19 protein-coding genes are annotated in these 13,961 nt (G+C 44.3%); 18 read left to right on the top strand and 1 reads right to left on the bottom strand.

What is annotated here, in order from left to right; all coding sequences use genetic code 11:
* The first annotated feature begins 55 nt into the window (after positions 1-55).
* From rplR to rplQ, 12 genes are all read left to right on the top strand, one after another.
* Complete coding sequence (rplR, locus tag KZE55_RS07675) at positions 56-421, top strand: 50S ribosomal protein L18 (RefSeq protein ID WP_047767363.1); 366 nt, start codon at positions 56-58, stop codon at positions 419-421.
* Between the two features lie 22 nt (positions 422-443).
* On the top strand, positions 444-953 hold the full coding sequence (gene rpsE, locus KZE55_RS07670; RefSeq protein ID WP_047767365.1) for a 30S ribosomal protein S5: 510 nt from the start codon (positions 444-446) through the stop codon (positions 951-953).
* A gap of 13 nt (positions 954-966) precedes the next feature.
* Positions 967-1,149 (top strand): 50S ribosomal protein L30, encoded by a 183-nt coding sequence (rpmD, locus tag KZE55_RS07665; protein ID WP_047767366.1) that lies wholly within the window; start codon positions 967-969, stop codon positions 1,147-1,149.
* Between the two features lie 32 nt (positions 1,150-1,181).
* On the top strand, positions 1,182-1,616 hold the full coding sequence (gene rplO, locus KZE55_RS07660) for a 50S ribosomal protein L15 (protein WP_222258017.1): 435 nt from the start codon (positions 1,182-1,184) through the stop codon (positions 1,614-1,616).
* Position 1,617: 1 nt separating this feature from the next.
* Complete coding sequence (gene secY, locus KZE55_RS07655; protein ID WP_222258016.1) at positions 1,618-2,937, top strand: preprotein translocase subunit SecY; 1,320 nt, start codon at positions 1,618-1,620, stop codon at positions 2,935-2,937.
* 2 nt (positions 2,938-2,939) lie between these two features.
* A complete protein-coding gene (locus KZE55_RS07650; RefSeq protein WP_315853402.1) occupies positions 2,940-3,590 on the top strand; it encodes an adenylate kinase in 651 nt (216 codons plus the stop codon).
* Between the two features lie 132 nt (positions 3,591-3,722).
* Positions 3,723-3,941 carry a translation initiation factor IF-1 gene (gene infA, locus KZE55_RS07645; protein ID WP_003664537.1) on the top strand — a complete coding sequence of 73 codons (219 nt, stop codon included), beginning with the start codon at positions 3,723-3,725 and terminating at the stop codon, positions 3,939-3,941.
* 39 nt (positions 3,942-3,980) lie between these two features.
* Positions 3,981-4,100 carry a 50S ribosomal protein L36 gene (rpmJ, locus tag KZE55_RS07640; RefSeq protein WP_003714521.1) on the top strand — a complete coding sequence of 40 codons (120 nt, stop codon included), beginning with the start codon at positions 3,981-3,983 and terminating at the stop codon, positions 4,098-4,100.
* 29 nt (positions 4,101-4,129) lie between these two features.
* Positions 4,130-4,495 carry a 30S ribosomal protein S13 gene (gene rpsM / locus KZE55_RS07635; RefSeq protein WP_222258015.1) on the top strand — a complete coding sequence of 122 codons (366 nt, stop codon included), beginning with the start codon at positions 4,130-4,132 and terminating at the stop codon, positions 4,493-4,495.
* A 34-nt stretch (positions 4,496-4,529) separates the two neighbouring features.
* Entirely contained in the window at positions 4,530-4,919 is a 390-nt protein-coding gene (rpsK, locus tag KZE55_RS07630; RefSeq protein ID WP_047767375.1) for a 30S ribosomal protein S11, read from the top strand.
* An 83-nt stretch (positions 4,920-5,002) separates the two neighbouring features.
* A complete protein-coding gene (locus tag KZE55_RS07625) occupies positions 5,003-5,947 on the top strand; it encodes a DNA-directed RNA polymerase subunit alpha (protein WP_222258014.1) in 945 nt (314 codons plus the stop codon).
* A gap of 32 nt (positions 5,948-5,979) precedes the next feature.
* A complete protein-coding gene (rplQ, locus tag KZE55_RS07620; protein WP_047767379.1) occupies positions 5,980-6,363 on the top strand; it encodes a 50S ribosomal protein L17 in 384 nt (127 codons plus the stop codon).
* A gap of 315 nt (positions 6,364-6,678) precedes the next feature.
* Here rplQ and KZE55_RS07615 read toward each other — a convergent pair whose 3' ends face one another.
* Positions 6,679-8,007 (bottom strand): ISL3 family transposase, encoded by a 1,329-nt coding sequence (locus KZE55_RS07615; protein WP_222258013.1) that lies wholly within the window; start codon positions 8,005-8,007, stop codon positions 6,679-6,681.
* Between the two features lie 291 nt (positions 8,008-8,298).
* Between KZE55_RS07615 and tnpB the strand changes: the two genes are divergently transcribed.
* The 6 genes from tnpB (at position 8,299) to truA (ending at position 13,872) form a co-directional block, all read left to right on the top strand.
* Complete coding sequence (gene tnpB, locus KZE55_RS07610; RefSeq protein ID WP_222258012.1) at positions 8,299-8,655, top strand: IS66 family insertion sequence element accessory protein TnpB; 357 nt, start codon at positions 8,299-8,301, stop codon at positions 8,653-8,655.
* Positions 8,656-8,726: 71 nt separating this feature from the next.
* Entirely contained in the window at positions 8,727-10,268 is a 1,542-nt protein-coding gene (gene tnpC / locus KZE55_RS07605; protein ID WP_222258011.1) for an IS66 family transposase, read from the top strand.
* 127 nt (positions 10,269-10,395) lie between these two features.
* The gene (locus KZE55_RS07600; protein WP_222258010.1) at positions 10,396-11,223 is read left to right on the top strand and encodes an energy-coupling factor transporter ATPase; all 828 of its coding nucleotides are present in this window, start codon (positions 10,396-10,398) and stop codon (positions 11,221-11,223) included.
* A complete protein-coding gene (locus KZE55_RS07595) occupies positions 11,199-12,068 on the top strand; it encodes an energy-coupling factor transporter ATPase (protein ID WP_222258009.1) in 870 nt (289 codons plus the stop codon). The genes KZE55_RS07600 and KZE55_RS07595 overlap by 25 nt, the downstream gene beginning before the upstream one ends.
* The gene (locus KZE55_RS07590) at positions 12,061-12,864 is read left to right on the top strand and encodes an energy-coupling factor transporter transmembrane component T family protein (protein ID WP_222258008.1); all 804 of its coding nucleotides are present in this window, start codon (positions 12,061-12,063) and stop codon (positions 12,862-12,864) included. Before KZE55_RS07595 ends, KZE55_RS07590 begins: the two co-directional genes overlap by 8 nt.
* A 237-nt stretch (positions 12,865-13,101) precedes the next feature.
* The gene (truA, locus tag KZE55_RS07585; protein WP_222259979.1) at positions 13,102-13,872 is read left to right on the top strand and encodes a tRNA pseudouridine(38-40) synthase TruA; all 771 of its coding nucleotides are present in this window, start codon (positions 13,102-13,104) and stop codon (positions 13,870-13,872) included.
* The last annotated feature ends 89 nt before the right edge of the window (positions 13,873-13,961 follow it).

Raw genomic sequence — 13,961 nt, 5'->3', positions numbered from 1 at the left:
CTGTTAAGTAGATTAGTTAGCCGTCTAATAATAAAAACAAACTATTTAATAAGAGGTGACTGTTGTGATTTCTAAACCAGATAAGAACAAGATCCGTCAACGCCGTCACATGCGCGTTCGCGGTAAGATTTCTGGTACTGCGGAGCGCCCACGCTTAAGTGTTTACCGTTCAAACAAAAACATTTACGCTCAATTAATTGATGACGTAAAGGGTGTGACGCTCGCAAGTGCCTCCACAAACGACAGCGAAGTAAGTGGTAAGACTAAGACTGAACAAGCTAGTGGTGTTGGTGCTTTAATTGCTAAGCGCGCTGCTGCTAAGAACATTACTAATGTTGTTTTCGACCGTGGTGGTTACCTGTACCACGGACGTGTTCAAGCTTTAGCTGAAGCTGCTCGTGAAAACGGACTTAAATTCTAAAGAAAAGGAGGAATAACCTGCAATGACATCATCAGAATACATTGATCCAGCAAAGTTGGACTTAGACGATCAAGTTGTTGCCATCAACCGTATTACTAAGGTTGTTAAGGGTGGTCGTCGGATGCGTTTCGCTGCATTAGTTATCGTCGGCGATCGTAAGGGCCACGTTGGCTTTGGTACTGGTAAGGCTCAAGAAGTTCCTGAAGCTATTCGTAAGGCCCAAGCTGCTGCTGAAAAGAGCCTGATCACTGTTCCAATCGTTGGTACTACTATTCCACACGAAGTTATCGGTACTTACGGCGGTGGAAAGATTATGTTGAAGCCAGCCGTTGAAGGTTCTGGGGTTGCTGCCGGTGGTGCGGTACGTAACGTTATGGACCTCGCCGGTGTTGCCGATGTTACTTCCAAGCGTCTCGGTTCTAACACTCCTGTTAACGTTGTTCGGGCAACATTTGAAGGCCTGAAGCAATTGAAGAGCGCCGAAGAAGTTGCTAAGCTTCGTGGTGTTTCAGTAGATCACTTGGCAGAATAAGGAGGGCATGAATTTGGCTAAAGTTAAAGTTACCTTAATCCACAGTGTTGCCCACCGTGAACCTACCCAACGTAAGACCGTTAAGGCTCTGGGTTTAGGCAAGATCGGTAGCTCAAACATTCTACCAGACAACGCTGCAACACGTGGTCAAATTTTCAAAGTTGCACACTTAGTTTCAATCGAAGAAGTTAAGTAATTAAAATTAAATAATAAGGAGGTGCCTACCAAATGAAGTTAAATGAATTGAAGCCTGCTGCAGGTTCTCGTTCAAAGCGTCTTCGTAAGGGTCGTGGCCTTTCATCCGGTCATGGTTTTACTTCTGGACGCGGTACTAAGGGGCAAAAGGCTCACGGCAAGACTCGTCTTGGTTTTGAAGGGGGCCAAATGCCACTCTACCGGCAAATTCCAAAGCGTGGTTTTACCAACATTAACCGTAAGGAATACGCTATTGTTAACTTGACTGCTCTGAACAAGTTCGATGACGGTACTGAAGTTACCCCACAAGTTCTTGTTGAAAATGGGGTTGTTAAGAACTTGAAGAGCGGTGTTAAGGTTCTTGGTAGCGGTAAGCTTGAAAAGAAGTTAACTGTTAAGGCTAACAAGTTTTCTGCTTCTGCAGTTTCTGCTATTGAAGCTGCGGGCGGTAAAACTGAGGTGATGTAATTTGTTCAAAGCCGTCATAAACACCCTTAAGGTTAAAGAGATTCGTAAGAAGATTCTCTTTACATTATTTGTGTTGATTGTTTATCGAATTGGGGCGGCTATCACTGTTCCGGGAGTTAATGCTGCAGCTTTGCAGGAAATTTCCTCGACCGGGTTAGCATCGATCCTCAATACCTTCAGTGGTGGTGGACTGGAAAACTATTCATTATTCGCGATGGGGGTTTCCCCGTACATCACTGCGCAAATTGTTGTTCAGCTACTGCAGATGGACATTGTCCCGCGGTTTGTTGAATGGAGTAAACAAGGTGAAGTAGGGCGGCGAAAACTTAATCAAGCAACCCGGTGGTTAACAATTGTTCTTGGTTTTATCCAATCAATTGGAATTACCGCTGGTTTTAATGCGTTAAGTACTATTAAGTTGGTTAATCACCCGAATGTGCAAACATATTTGACAATTGGTTTAATTCTGACTGCTGGAACAATGTTTGCCACTTGGATGGGTGATATGATTACTGAACGTGGTATCGGTAATGGTGTCTCCATGCTGATCTTTGCTGGGATTGTTGCTCAGATGCCTGGTGGAATCAGACAACTTTGGGATGATCAAATTGCTGGTGAATCTGGTTCGGCCCTATGGTCAGGAATTGGATTTATTGCCTTAGTAATTTTAGCGTTAATAATCATCGTGGCGTTTGTAACTTGGGTTCAACAAGCGGAACGTCGTTTACCAATTCAATATACCCGTCGAACAACTACCTCACCATCGAGTAGTTATCTACCATTGAAGATCAACGTTTCCGGGGTTATTCCAGTTATCTTTGCTGGATCCTTTATTTCGACTCCGCAAACAATCTTAATGGCTTTCCAGCAAAGCCATGGTGGTGATACTTGGTATCAAGTTTTAACAACGGTTTTCAACATGCAGTCCGGACCCGGAATTGCATTATACACATTGTTGATTGTTGTATTTACCTTTTTCTACGCCTTTGTTCAGGTTAATCCGGAAAAGCTTGCAGAAAATCTGCAGAAGCAGGGTTCTTATATCTCTGGTGTCCGTCCCGGACGAGGGACCCAGGACTTTGTTTCTAGTTTGTTAATGCGTTTAAGTACGGTTGGTTCACTGTTCTTGGGATTGATTTCGTTAATTCCATTAATTGCAAGTAACGTTTGGAACCTCAGTCAGTCAATCGGGCTCGGTGGTACGAGCTTGCTAATTATTGTCCAGATTGCCTTAGACGTAATTCGTCAATTAAACGGGTTAACAATGAAGCGTGAATATATTGGATTTATTCGTGAACCAGAAGGAGGAAATGGCAAATGAGTATGAACCTTGTATTAATGGGGTTGCCTGGTGCTGGTAAAGGTACCCAAGCTCAAAAGATTGTGGAAGATTTCGATATTCCTCATATCTCAACTGGGGATATCTTCCGTGCGGCAATTAAAAATAAAACGCCAATGGGAGTTGAAGCTAAAAAGTACATCGATAAGGGTGAACTTGTTCCTGACGAAGTTACTAACGGCATCGTTAAGGAACGGTTAGCTCAGGATGATACCAAGAAGGGCTTCATGCTTGACGGCTTTCCTCGTAACCTTAATCAGGCGGATGCCCTGGATAAGATGTTGGCTGAGAGCAACCGGCAATTAGATGCAGTTATCAATATTCATGTCGAACCTGACGTATTGGTAGAACGTTTAAGTGGTCGGTTTATTTGTCGCAATTGTGGTGCAACGTATCACAAGATTTACAATGCACCGAAGGTTGAAGGAACGTGTGACGTTTGTGGCGGCCACGACTTCTACCAACGTGATGACGATAAGCCAGAAACGGTTAAGAATCGTTTGGATGTTAACATTAAGTTGAACACACCACTGGTAGATTACTACCAAAAGAAAGGTGTTTTGCACACGATCGATGGTCAACAAGACATCGATAAGGTTTATGAAGACGTCAAGAAAGTGCTCAATAACCTTTAATTAGGTGGGATACCTTGCTATAGGGAGCGGATTATGCTAAACTAGGCAAGGTTTATCTAACTGACAGTGGGAAGTGGTCTGCTTCCCACCGTTTTTACGTAATTTCTTGATTAAGCAAGGAGGAACCGTTTCGTGGCAAAAGCCGATGTGATTGAAGTTGAGGGCAAGGTTACCGAAACCCTGCCTAATGCGATGTTTAAAGTTGAACTGGAAAATGGGGCGGAGATTCTTGCTCACGTTTCTGGGAAGATCCGGATGCACTACATCAAGATCTTGCCTGGTGACCGAGTAAAGGTTGAAATGTCCCCATATGATTTGACTAAGGGTCGGATTACGTTCCGGTTTAAGTAATAATTGTTAATCTAGAAACTCTCTAGGAGGATATTAAGAATGAAAGTAAGACCATCAGTCAAGCGGATGTGCGAGCACTGCAAGATCGTTAAGCGTCATGGACGTGTTATGGTTATCTGCTCTGCTAACCCTAAGCACAAGCAACGTCAAGGCAAGTAATTTTATTAATTAGAATGGAGGTGCACTAAATGGCTCGTATTGCAGGTGTCGATTTACCTCGTGACAAGCGAATCGTGGTCGGCTTAACTTATATTTACGGTATTGGTGATTCCCGGGCTAAGAAGATCCTGGAAGCAGCCGGTGTTTCAGAAGATGTTCGTGTTCGTGACTTAACTCCGGACCAAGAAGAAAAGGTCCGTGGTCAAGTTGAAAACATCGAAGTTGAAGGGGACTTACGTCGTGAAGTTTCCATGAATATCAAGCGGCTCCAAGAAATTGGTTCTTACCGTGGCATGCGTCACCGTCGTGGTTTACCAGTTCGTGGTCAACACACCAAGAACAACGCCCGGACTCGTAAGGGTAAGGCAGTAACCATCGCTAATAAGAAGAAATAATTTAATTTTATAAAAAAGGAGGTTAGTACTGGATATGGCAACCAAAAAGGGTACGCGTAAGCGTCGTGCAAAAAAGAATGTTGAAACTGGTGTCGCTCACATTCACTCAACATTCAACAACACTTTGATCATGATCACTGACGTTCAAGGTAACGCTGTTGCTTGGTCTTCAGCTGGTGTATTGGGCTTCAAAGGTTCACGTAAGTCGACACCATTTGCTGCTCAAATGGCCTCAGAAGCTGCTGCAAAGCAAGCAATGGAACATGGTATGAAGACTGTCGAAGTTGAAGTTAAGGGTCCAGGTTCTGGACGTGAAGCTGCAATTCGTGCTCTTCAAACAACTGGTTTGGAAGTTACTGCTATTCGTGATGTAACTCCAGTTCCACATAATGGTTCTCGTCCTCCAAAGCGTCGTCGTGTTTAATGGGCATTGGTGGAGAACGAGTTTTCCACATTTGTCTTTTCGCAAAAAATACGAACCACGTTTGAAAGGGGTACAGGGATAGAATGATCGAATTTGAAAAGCCAAACATTCATAAAGTTGAAGAAACGGATAACTACGGCAAATTTGTTGTAGAACCACTTGAACGCGGTTATGGGACCACTCTCGGTAACTCACTGAGACGGGTTCTGATTGCTTCATTACCAGGTGCTGCAATTACCACCATGCAAATTGATGGCGTTTTGCACGAATTCAGTACTGTTAAAGGTGTAACTGAAGATGTAACCCAAATTATCTTAAATCTTAAGAAGGTTTCTCTTAAGCTGAATTCTGAAGATCAAAAGGATTTGGAATTGGATGTTAAGGGACCTGCTGAGGTAACCGCCAGTGACATTCAGGGAGATAGTGAAGTAACTATCTTAAACCCTGACTTGCATATCGCAAATGTCGCTGATGGTGCTGAATTACACATTAAGATGACAGCTGATAAAGGTCGTGGCTACCTTTCAGCTAATGATAATAAGGCCCGGATGGAAGATCTTCCGATTGGTGTTTTGCCGATTGATTCCATCTACACCCCAATTGAACGTGTTAACTACACCGTTGAAAATGCGCGGGTTGGTCAACGTAGCGACTACGATAAGCTGACTTTGGATGTTTGGACTGATGGTTCATTAACGCCAATCGAAGCGGTTAGTTTGGGTGCTAAGATTTTAACTGAACATTTGGACATGTTCGTTAACTTAACGGAAACGGCACAAAATGCCCAAGTGATGGTTGAAAAAGAAGAAACCCATAAAGAAAAGACGCTTGAAATGACAATTGAAGAACTTGACCTTTCTGTTCGGTCCTACAACTGTCTTAAGCGTGCCGGCATTAACACTGTTAAGGAACTGACAGACCGTACCGTTTCAGACATGATGAAAGTTCGGAACTTAGGACAGAAGTCATTAGAAGAAATTAAACTGAAATTAAATGATCTCGGCGTTTCATTCCGTCAAGATGATTAATTGATACCAATTGCAAAGGAGGGAACCACTTCATGAGTTACCGTAAATTAGGACGTACAAGTTCACAACGTAAGGCTTTATTACGTGATTTAACTACCGATTTAATCGTTAATGGTCAAATTACTACTACTGAAGCACGGGCTAAGGAAGTTCGTAAGACTGCTGACAAGATGGTTACGCTTGCTAAGCGTGGCGACCTTGCTTCCCGGCGGAAGGCAGCTGCATTTATCCGCAATGTCGTTGCCGATGTTAAGGAAGACGGCGACAACATCCGTATCCAATCTGCGCTTCAACACCTGTTTGAAGAACTTGCTCCAAAGTATGCAGACCGTAACGGTGGTTACACACGGATTTTGAAGACGATGCCTCGTCGTGGTGACGGTGCACCAATGGTTATTTTGGAATTCGTTGACTAATTATTGTTAACTAAATACGTAATAAAGAATCACTATCACTGATGGTATAGAGCGTTACGATGGTGGGAACTCCCTAGTCTAGCTCGAATGCGGAAACCCCGTGCACTGCAGTGGTAAGTGATTTTTTATTTTAAATTGTTTTAGAGCAAATGGGTGTTCAACTGGCGTAGTTCGTAAGCAGTCAATAACGACACGTCTAGTCACGATCAGCCAATCCTCCTATACTAAAATCACAAGATTCAGTACAGGAGGATTTCTTTATGGAAGAAAAGGGCTCTTCGTCAAGAAGTACTGATAAGATAAATTGAATAATTTCTAAGCAGCTCTTGCCTGACCCTGGACATGAGCTGTTTTATTATGCCAATTAATGGCGATATAAGAATTCGGCAGGGAAATCAGGATACGAACGCGGAAGTGGAAGAAGTTACGAAAGCCATAGGCAGTCCGTTTGATAACTTTAATCTTATTGTTTGTACCCTCAACGGGACCATTCGTGTAATGATCATATTTGAAGCTGGCGATGATTTCTTGACGATGGGTTCGCAGAGTGCGTTGGACCTTCTGAAACGCTTGGGGAAGCGCGGTCCATTTGATAGCTAATAGTTGGTTGAGAGCTGACTTACTCCGATGATTAACTGCTAAAATCAGGTCTTGGTAATATTGATAGGCCTGCTTAAGCTCGTCGTCGAAAGCTAATAAACGATGAATAACCTCAATATCAGTTAGCTGGGCGTAACCAAAATTGCGGCGGCGCCAAAAGTTATCATACTTGAGGAGTGCACTAGGGGTTAAGAGCAGTTTCCAAAAATGTTTGAGAGCTCGCCATTGCCGGGAACTTTTTCCGGCACGGTTCATTACTTTAATCCTAGTTTGGTTCAGGGCACGGTAAGCTTGAGCTACGACATGGAAGTGGTCCGCGATAATTAAAGCATGCGGAAATAGCTCTTGAATCAAGCGGCGGTAAGGAGTATAGAGATCGACCGTAACAGTTTGAACCGCTAAACGAGCGCGGTGACTATAACGCAGGAAGTAATTGCGAAGAAAGCTACTCCGGCGTGAAAGAATGATATCGAGCGTTCGATGGTTCTCAATGTTTACGAGAATCATGCTCATTCCGCTGGGCGCAAAGCGACCAGAATGAAAGTCATCGAAGGCAATATGACGGGGAAGCCAATGGTAGTTAGGCTTAAAGACATGATCAAGGTGATTAATTACGCGCCTGACGGTCCAGCCCGAAACAGAAAAATCATCGGCGATATCAGTTTGGGATTCATTCTTAACCAGTTGCATCATAATGCGTTGCTTAATACTCGTGGCGATATGGTGACGATATTGGACATCCTCGACCGGAGCTAATTTCGTCACTGTTTGTGGACATTGAGGAGAAGCTGGGCAAATATACTTCTGCTTTTTAATCGACCAAACAGTCGGCTTGTAATGAAGGTCTGCCCCATGATAGTTAACGATTTTAATGCCATTCTTGTACATTAGCCGGCCACAATGAGGACAATGCATGGGGTAGGATTGAACAAGATGGACCACAATATAATCGCCGTGATCGGCAATCGAGTCTTCTTTAGTATTGGTATCAAGTTCAAGATGAGTGTCTTTAATTCCGAGAGCAGTTCTGATAGAATTATCCATGAAAGATGGTCCTTTCTTAAACGAAGACGGGGGTCAGCCATCTTTCGTTTTTTATTTTAAATTTAAACCAAAATAAGCACTGATGTTAAATCCATCAGTACTTAAAATTGTAGAACCAAGAAAAGCACGACGTTGTAGCACCGGTTTTCAGAACCAAAAAGGAGACACTTGATAAGCCTAAATTTTTACCGCGACCGGTCGTTAAAATGAAAGCTGGAAATATCCAATTAACAATCTTCAAGGGCACCAATCCCAGCCTTGCGGCCGAGATTGTAAAGGCTGTGGTCCGTTATGCTCATTAACTGGCACGATCCAGACCATGTTTATCTGGTTTGCGGGAAAACCGACTTACGTAAAGGAATTGATGGGCTGGCGATGGTTGTCGCGGAAAATTATGGACTAGAATTATACGATAATTCTCTGTTCCTCTTTTGCGGGTCACGTAATGATCGGTTCAAAGGGTTACTTTGGGACGGTGAAGGCTTTATTCTCCTTTATAAGCGCTTTGAGAATGGTCACCTGAGTTGGCCAAGATATAGTAGCGAAGCTAAAGAACTATCAGCCAGGCAATTGGATTGGTTACTGAAGGGATTAAACCCGTTGCCAGTTCGTAAAATCAAAGCTGCCCAACCAGGTACTTTTTATTGAATTACCTCTGTTTAAAATCGTTGTTCTTTGATATAATTACCGAAGAATAAGTTAAAGGGAGGTGACGTACCATGAGTAAGAGCTTAGTAGAAGAGAATCGAGAGCTTAAGCAGCAAATCAAGGCTTTGAAGGACCAGGTTAATAAGTTGACGGCGATTATTAAGCTTCAACAAAACCAAATGTTTGGGAAAAAAACTGAAGTAATTGAGTCCGTAGTTGATGGTCAACAATCACTGTTTAGTGATGATGAACTAGCTCAGCTGCAAGATTCTAATGTTTCAATCACGGAAGTGATTGAAAAGCAGACAAAACAAGTGGTGCGTCACCGGAAAGCCAAGGCTTCTGGTCAGCGAACCGCTTTTTTGGATGGTTTACCTCAAGTGGATAAGACGATTCATTTAACTAATACGAATTGTCCAAAGTGCCATGAACAGATGAAAAAGATTGGTAATCATTTGTATAGCCGCGAAGTCCGGCTGAAGCCAGCCGAGTTATATTGTGTGAATTTATACCAAGAAAGCTATAAGTGTAATGACTGTGACGAAGATGGTAAAGATATCATCATTAGTAGCGAGATGCCACAGTCGTTATTACCACACAGCTATGTTTCTAGCAGTATCTTGGCTAAAGTAGCTGAATATAAATTTGCCTTAGCTTTACCCTTTCATCGACAAGTAAAGCTCTGGCAAGCCGTTGGTTTGCCAGTTAGTGGTCGTCAACTCGCAACTAATATCATTACAGTTAGTCAAACATACTTGAGGCCACTGTATGACCGGCTAACCCAATTAATGCAAGGTGAAAACGTAATTCAAATGGATGAAACGCCATTTAAGGTCATTGATGAAGCTAAAAACACCAGCTATTTTTGGGCAACCAAGACGACGAGCGAATTTAGTCGTCATCATATGGTGATTTTTCACTATCGTAATACACGCTCAGGGAAAGTAATTGGCGATATTATCGGACAGGACTATCCGGGCTTTATCATGTGTGATGGCTATGGCGGTTACAGTAATCGTTTATATCCCAATGCCCGATTTGGCTCATGCTTGGTTCATATTCGTCGGGAGTTTATTCGAATCACTAAATTACTGAGTAAGGAGCAATTAAAGTATTCGAAAGCTCTCCATGCGGTAAAACTACTCGGGGCCGTTTTCCATAAGGAAAACGGATTAGTATATCAAACTGAAGAGGAAAAGCGGCAGCAAAGAATTACTCATGTGAAACCGTTGCTTGATAGGTTTTACCAGTACTTGGGAAGTATCACTTCACCACAGGGCCGGCTATGTGCAGCCATCAAGAATGCCTTAAAGCTTCGGACAAGAGTATATCGGATTTTTGAAAATGGACAAATTCCCCTAAGCAATAACTCGCTAGAAGGAGAGATCCGTTTTACAACCTTGGTTCGTAAGAACTGCTTGTTTGCGAAAAGCATTCGTGGAGCTGAAGCCAATGCGATTTATTACACGTTAGTGGCAACAGCGAAAATTAATAAACTAAATGTATATAAGTATTTCAAATACCTGTTTGATCGACTACCCAACCAGAAAAGTAGCAATATTGAGGCTTTTTTACCATGGGCAGAAGAAGTGCAACGAGTATGTCGTAACTAAAGAAAGGGCGTGAACCGCAAGAAGCCGCGGCTCACGTCCTTTCACTTGTTTTCAATACGTATCGTTATTGACTGCTTACCGTAGTTCACGCTAAAATGGAAATACTAACTGTGAAGGGATCAGTAACTTGGACGGAATAGTTTTAAAAGATATTACATATACATATCCGGGAGCCACGACTCCCGCCCTCAACGGATTAAACCTGACAATTTCCCGTAACCGGTGGACAACTTTAATTGGGAAAAACGGGAGTGGGAAGAGCACCATTGCTCGCTTGATAGATGGTCTCCTTGTCCCAAGTCAGGGGAGCATCACGGTTAACGGCCTAACGGTGATAGAAAAAAACCTTAGTAAACTCCACCAGCAGGTAGGGATCGTTTTTCAGAACCCAGAGAACCAGTTTGTGGGGGCAACGGTGGCTGATGACATTGCCTTTGGCTTAGAAAATCTCCAAGTTCCCCGAAAGAAGATGGAGTCCCTTATTAAAAGGTCACTGGAACGGGTTGGAATGACTGCGTTAGCCGACGCGGAACCGGGAATGTTGTCTGGCGGTCAAAAGCAGCGGGTCGCGATTGCTGGAATTTTAGCATTGGAGCCCGAAATAATCATTCTTGATGAGGCTACGAGTATGCTTGACCCTGCTGGTCGGCAGACAATTCTTGATCTTATTAGTAGGTTGCGGCGTGATAGCGGGTTGACCATTATTTCGATTACTCATGACCCGGTTGAAATGGAAATGGCGGACCAAATTGTGGTCGTGGGCGATCACCACGTTATTGAAAATGGTCCAGCAGCAGATATCCTGCAAAGAACGGCCTTACTAAGAAAACTTGGTGTTGGTATCCCGACCGGTCAGCGCCTACGTGATTTATTAGTTGCTAGGGGGGTCACAGTTCCCGAGCAGTACTTTACGGAAGATGAAATGGTGAAATGGTTATGGCAGCAATTGAGTTAAACAACGTTAATTTTACCTACCCAAATTCGCAGCGAGGCGATACTAATACTCTTACCGATATTAATCTTTCGATTGCCGCGGGAAGTTATACCGCAATCATCGGTCACACCGGGTCGGGGAAATCAACCTTGGTATCGCTGATTGATGGTTTATTGGTACCATCAAGCGGTCAAGTAAGAGTTGGCCCGGTGACAGTGACGAGTGAAGCCAAACAGGCAGATTTGGCCCACCTTCGTCGGCACGTCGGCTTTGTCTTTCAGTTTCCTGAACAACAGCTTTTTGCGGAAACGGTCGCTCAGGACGTTGCCTTTGGACCGGAAAACTTGGGATGGTCTCCAGATGAGGTTAAGGCAGCGGTCAAACAGTCGATTGCCGATGTCGGCTTACCAGAAGAGATTGGTAAGCGATCACCTTTTATGCTCTCCGGTGGGCAAATGCGGCGGGCGGCTATCGCCGGGGTGTTGGCGATGAAGCCGTCAATCCTGATTCTGGACGAACCAACGGCCGGCCTCGATGCCCAATCAACTAACCAGTTACTGGCGTTGGTCGCTAAGCTAAATGCGGCCGGAACGACCATCATCTTGATTACCCACCAGATGGAACAGGTGGCTGCTTACGCGGACCAAGTAGTGGTAATGAACCATGGCCACCTAGTAACTAGTACTGTTCCTCAAAAGTTGTTCAGTAACCCGCAGTTACTGGCGGATAACCACCTGGCTCAACCGGTGGCAATTAAGATACGGAAACGCCTTCAAGACCGGGGCCTTTCTTTGCCCCTTTCCCTAACTCTCGATGATTTGGCAGACAATCTGGCTAGCCGAATGGGAGGTGTGATGGATGAATAACGCAATTGTGTTCGGGAGTTACGTTCCTGGCGGCTCCCTCCTTCACCGCCTCGACCCGCGAACGAAGCTTTTTTTGTGTGTGGCATACGTGGTATTGGTTTTCTTTGCCAACTCGTTTGTGACTAGCGCATGGCTAACGGTAGCTTTGCTAGTAACGATGGTCCTCAGTCAAGTGGGCTTTGGACTTTACTGGCGTGGTATCCGGCCTCTAATGTGGATCATATTGATCACGGTTGCTTTTCAAATCCTGTTTAGCACGGGAGGAAAGGTATATTGGCACTGGGGAATTATGTCAATTACCCATAACGGCCTGGTCAACTCAATGATCATCTTTTTCCGCTTTATGGTGATTATTACCGCCTCCACCGTTTTAACGGCGACAACGCCGACCCTGCGGATTGCTGATGCTCTTTCTTGGTATATGAAGCCATTGCGGGTAGTTAAGGTGCCGGTCAATCAGATTACCCTGATGATCTCAATTGCGCTCCGCTTTATTCCTACAATCATGGAGGAAACGGGGAAAATCACTAATGCCCAGCGTTCCCGGGGGATGAACTTTGCGGAAGGTAACCTCGTCCGGCGGGTCCGGCGGATGGTACCAATCTTGATTCCGCTCTTTGTTGATTCCTTTAAGCGAGCGGAAGAATTGGCAACCGCGATGGAGGCCCGGGGATATGACCCGGCAGCACCACGGACACACTACCGCCAGCTCCACTGGGCAAAGCGCGACACCATCAGTCTCTTTCTGTTCGCTGTTGTAACCGTTATTTTAATTGGCTTACGAATTATTTTATAAAAGTCCGCTACTGAAATAAAAAAGATAAACAAGCTTTTTAAAACGCTAAATCATGATTCTGGTACTTAGCTATAAATTATACTTTTGATTCGACTGTAATTTTTTTAGGTCGAATTGATTGCATAGGGGATTAATTGAACGTGTCTAAATTTCGTGCTGGCCTCCTTTTTTCATACTTGTATCTCCAGAGACGACCAGCTAAAATAGGAGAGATAGTTTATGAAAGGAGCGGCAGAAATGTACCGTTACAAGATCACGTTTGCCTATGATGGAGCAAACTTCTCTGGCTTTCAGATTCAGCCGCACAAGCGAACTGTTGAGCAGGTCCTAAAAAACGCGGTCAACAAGATTGCTAAACACCCTAATCCGCCGATTTCGGTCATTGGGTCTGGGCGGACCGATGCCGGTGTCCACGCCCTAAACCAGGTAGCCCACTTTGACATTCCTTATCACCTGAGTAATGATTCAATGCGCAAAGCCCTCAATAGTATCCTTCCCTTAGATATCCTGGTGAAAAAGGCTGAACTGGTCGACACCAGTTTTCACGCCCGCTTTAGTGCCCACCGCAAGACCTACCGTTACCGGGTTGACCAGGGGGAATTCGTTAACCCTTTTAAGCGTAACTATACAGCACACTTTAAATACCCCCTTGATATTGCAAGAATGCGGAATGCGGCCCGGGACTTCATCGGCGAACATGACTTTACCAGCTTTGTTGCCTCGGGAAGCCAGGCCAAGAGCAATGTCAGAACGGTAGAGAAAATCACCATTAACCGGGACCCCACCCAAAATGAGGTCGTTTTTGAGTTTACGGGGAACGGGTTCTTGTATAACCAGATCCGGATAATGGTGGCCTTCCTACTGGAAGTGGGGAGCGGCCAGCGCCCGGTCAGTGACGTCAAGCGGGTGTTGGCGGCCAAGGACCGTACCCAGGCCCGGATGACAGCTCCCGCCAGCGGCTTATACCTGGTCAGGGTTGATTATGGATCTAATGGCGAGAATGATTGACGAACAAATAAGAAAAAGGTATACTAACACTTGGTATTTCTTTTCCATCTAATAACTCGGTACACTATTATATGTAAAAGAAAACAAAA

Source organism: Limosilactobacillus panis (assembly GCF_019797825.1).
In the GTDB taxonomy this organism is placed as follows: domain Bacteria; phylum Bacillota; class Bacilli; order Lactobacillales; family Lactobacillaceae; genus Limosilactobacillus; species Limosilactobacillus panis_A.
Note: the sequence above shows the minus strand (reverse complement) of the source record. Positions and strands in the feature narration are given on the sequence as shown.

Excerpts from the sequence above, each read along its gene's own strand:
- KZE55_RS07590 (WP_222258008.1), top strand. The coding sequence starts at position 12,061 with ATGAATAACGCAATTGTGTTCGGGAGTTACGTTCCTGGCGGCTCCCTC.
- rpmJ (WP_003714521.1), top strand. The coding sequence starts at position 3,981 with ATGAAAGTAAGACCATCAGTCAAGCGGATGTGCGAGCACTGCAAGATC.
- rplQ (WP_047767379.1), top strand. The coding sequence starts at position 5,980 with ATGAGTTACCGTAAATTAGGACGTACAAGTTCACAACGTAAGGCTTTA.
- tnpC (WP_222258011.1), top strand. The coding sequence starts at position 8,727 with ATGAGTAAGAGCTTAGTAGAAGAGAATCGAGAGCTTAAGCAGCAAATC.
- tnpB (WP_222258012.1), top strand. The coding sequence starts at position 8,299 with ATGCTCATTAACTGGCACGATCCAGACCATGTTTATCTGGTTTGCGGG.
- rpsE (WP_047767365.1), top strand. The coding sequence starts at position 444 with ATGACATCATCAGAATACATTGATCCAGCAAAGTTGGACTTAGACGAT.
- KZE55_RS07650 (WP_315853402.1), top strand. The coding sequence starts at position 2,940 with ATGAACCTTGTATTAATGGGGTTGCCTGGTGCTGGTAAAGGTACCCAA.
- KZE55_RS07595 (WP_222258009.1), top strand. The coding sequence starts at position 11,199 with ATGGTTATGGCAGCAATTGAGTTAAACAACGTTAATTTTACCTACCCA.
- KZE55_RS07625 (WP_222258014.1), top strand. The coding sequence starts at position 5,003 with ATGATCGAATTTGAAAAGCCAAACATTCATAAAGTTGAAGAAACGGAT.
- rpsK (WP_047767375.1), top strand. The coding sequence starts at position 4,530 with ATGGCAACCAAAAAGGGTACGCGTAAGCGTCGTGCAAAAAAGAATGTT.
- rplO (WP_222258017.1), top strand. The coding sequence starts at position 1,182 with ATGAAGTTAAATGAATTGAAGCCTGCTGCAGGTTCTCGTTCAAAGCGT.
- rpsM (WP_222258015.1), top strand. The coding sequence starts at position 4,130 with ATGGCTCGTATTGCAGGTGTCGATTTACCTCGTGACAAGCGAATCGTG.
- KZE55_RS07615 (WP_222258013.1), bottom strand. The coding sequence starts at position 8,007 with ATGGATAATTCTATCAGAACTGCTCTCGGAATTAAAGACACTCATCTT.
- truA (WP_222259979.1), top strand. The coding sequence starts at position 13,102 with ATGTACCGTTACAAGATCACGTTTGCCTATGATGGAGCAAACTTCTCT.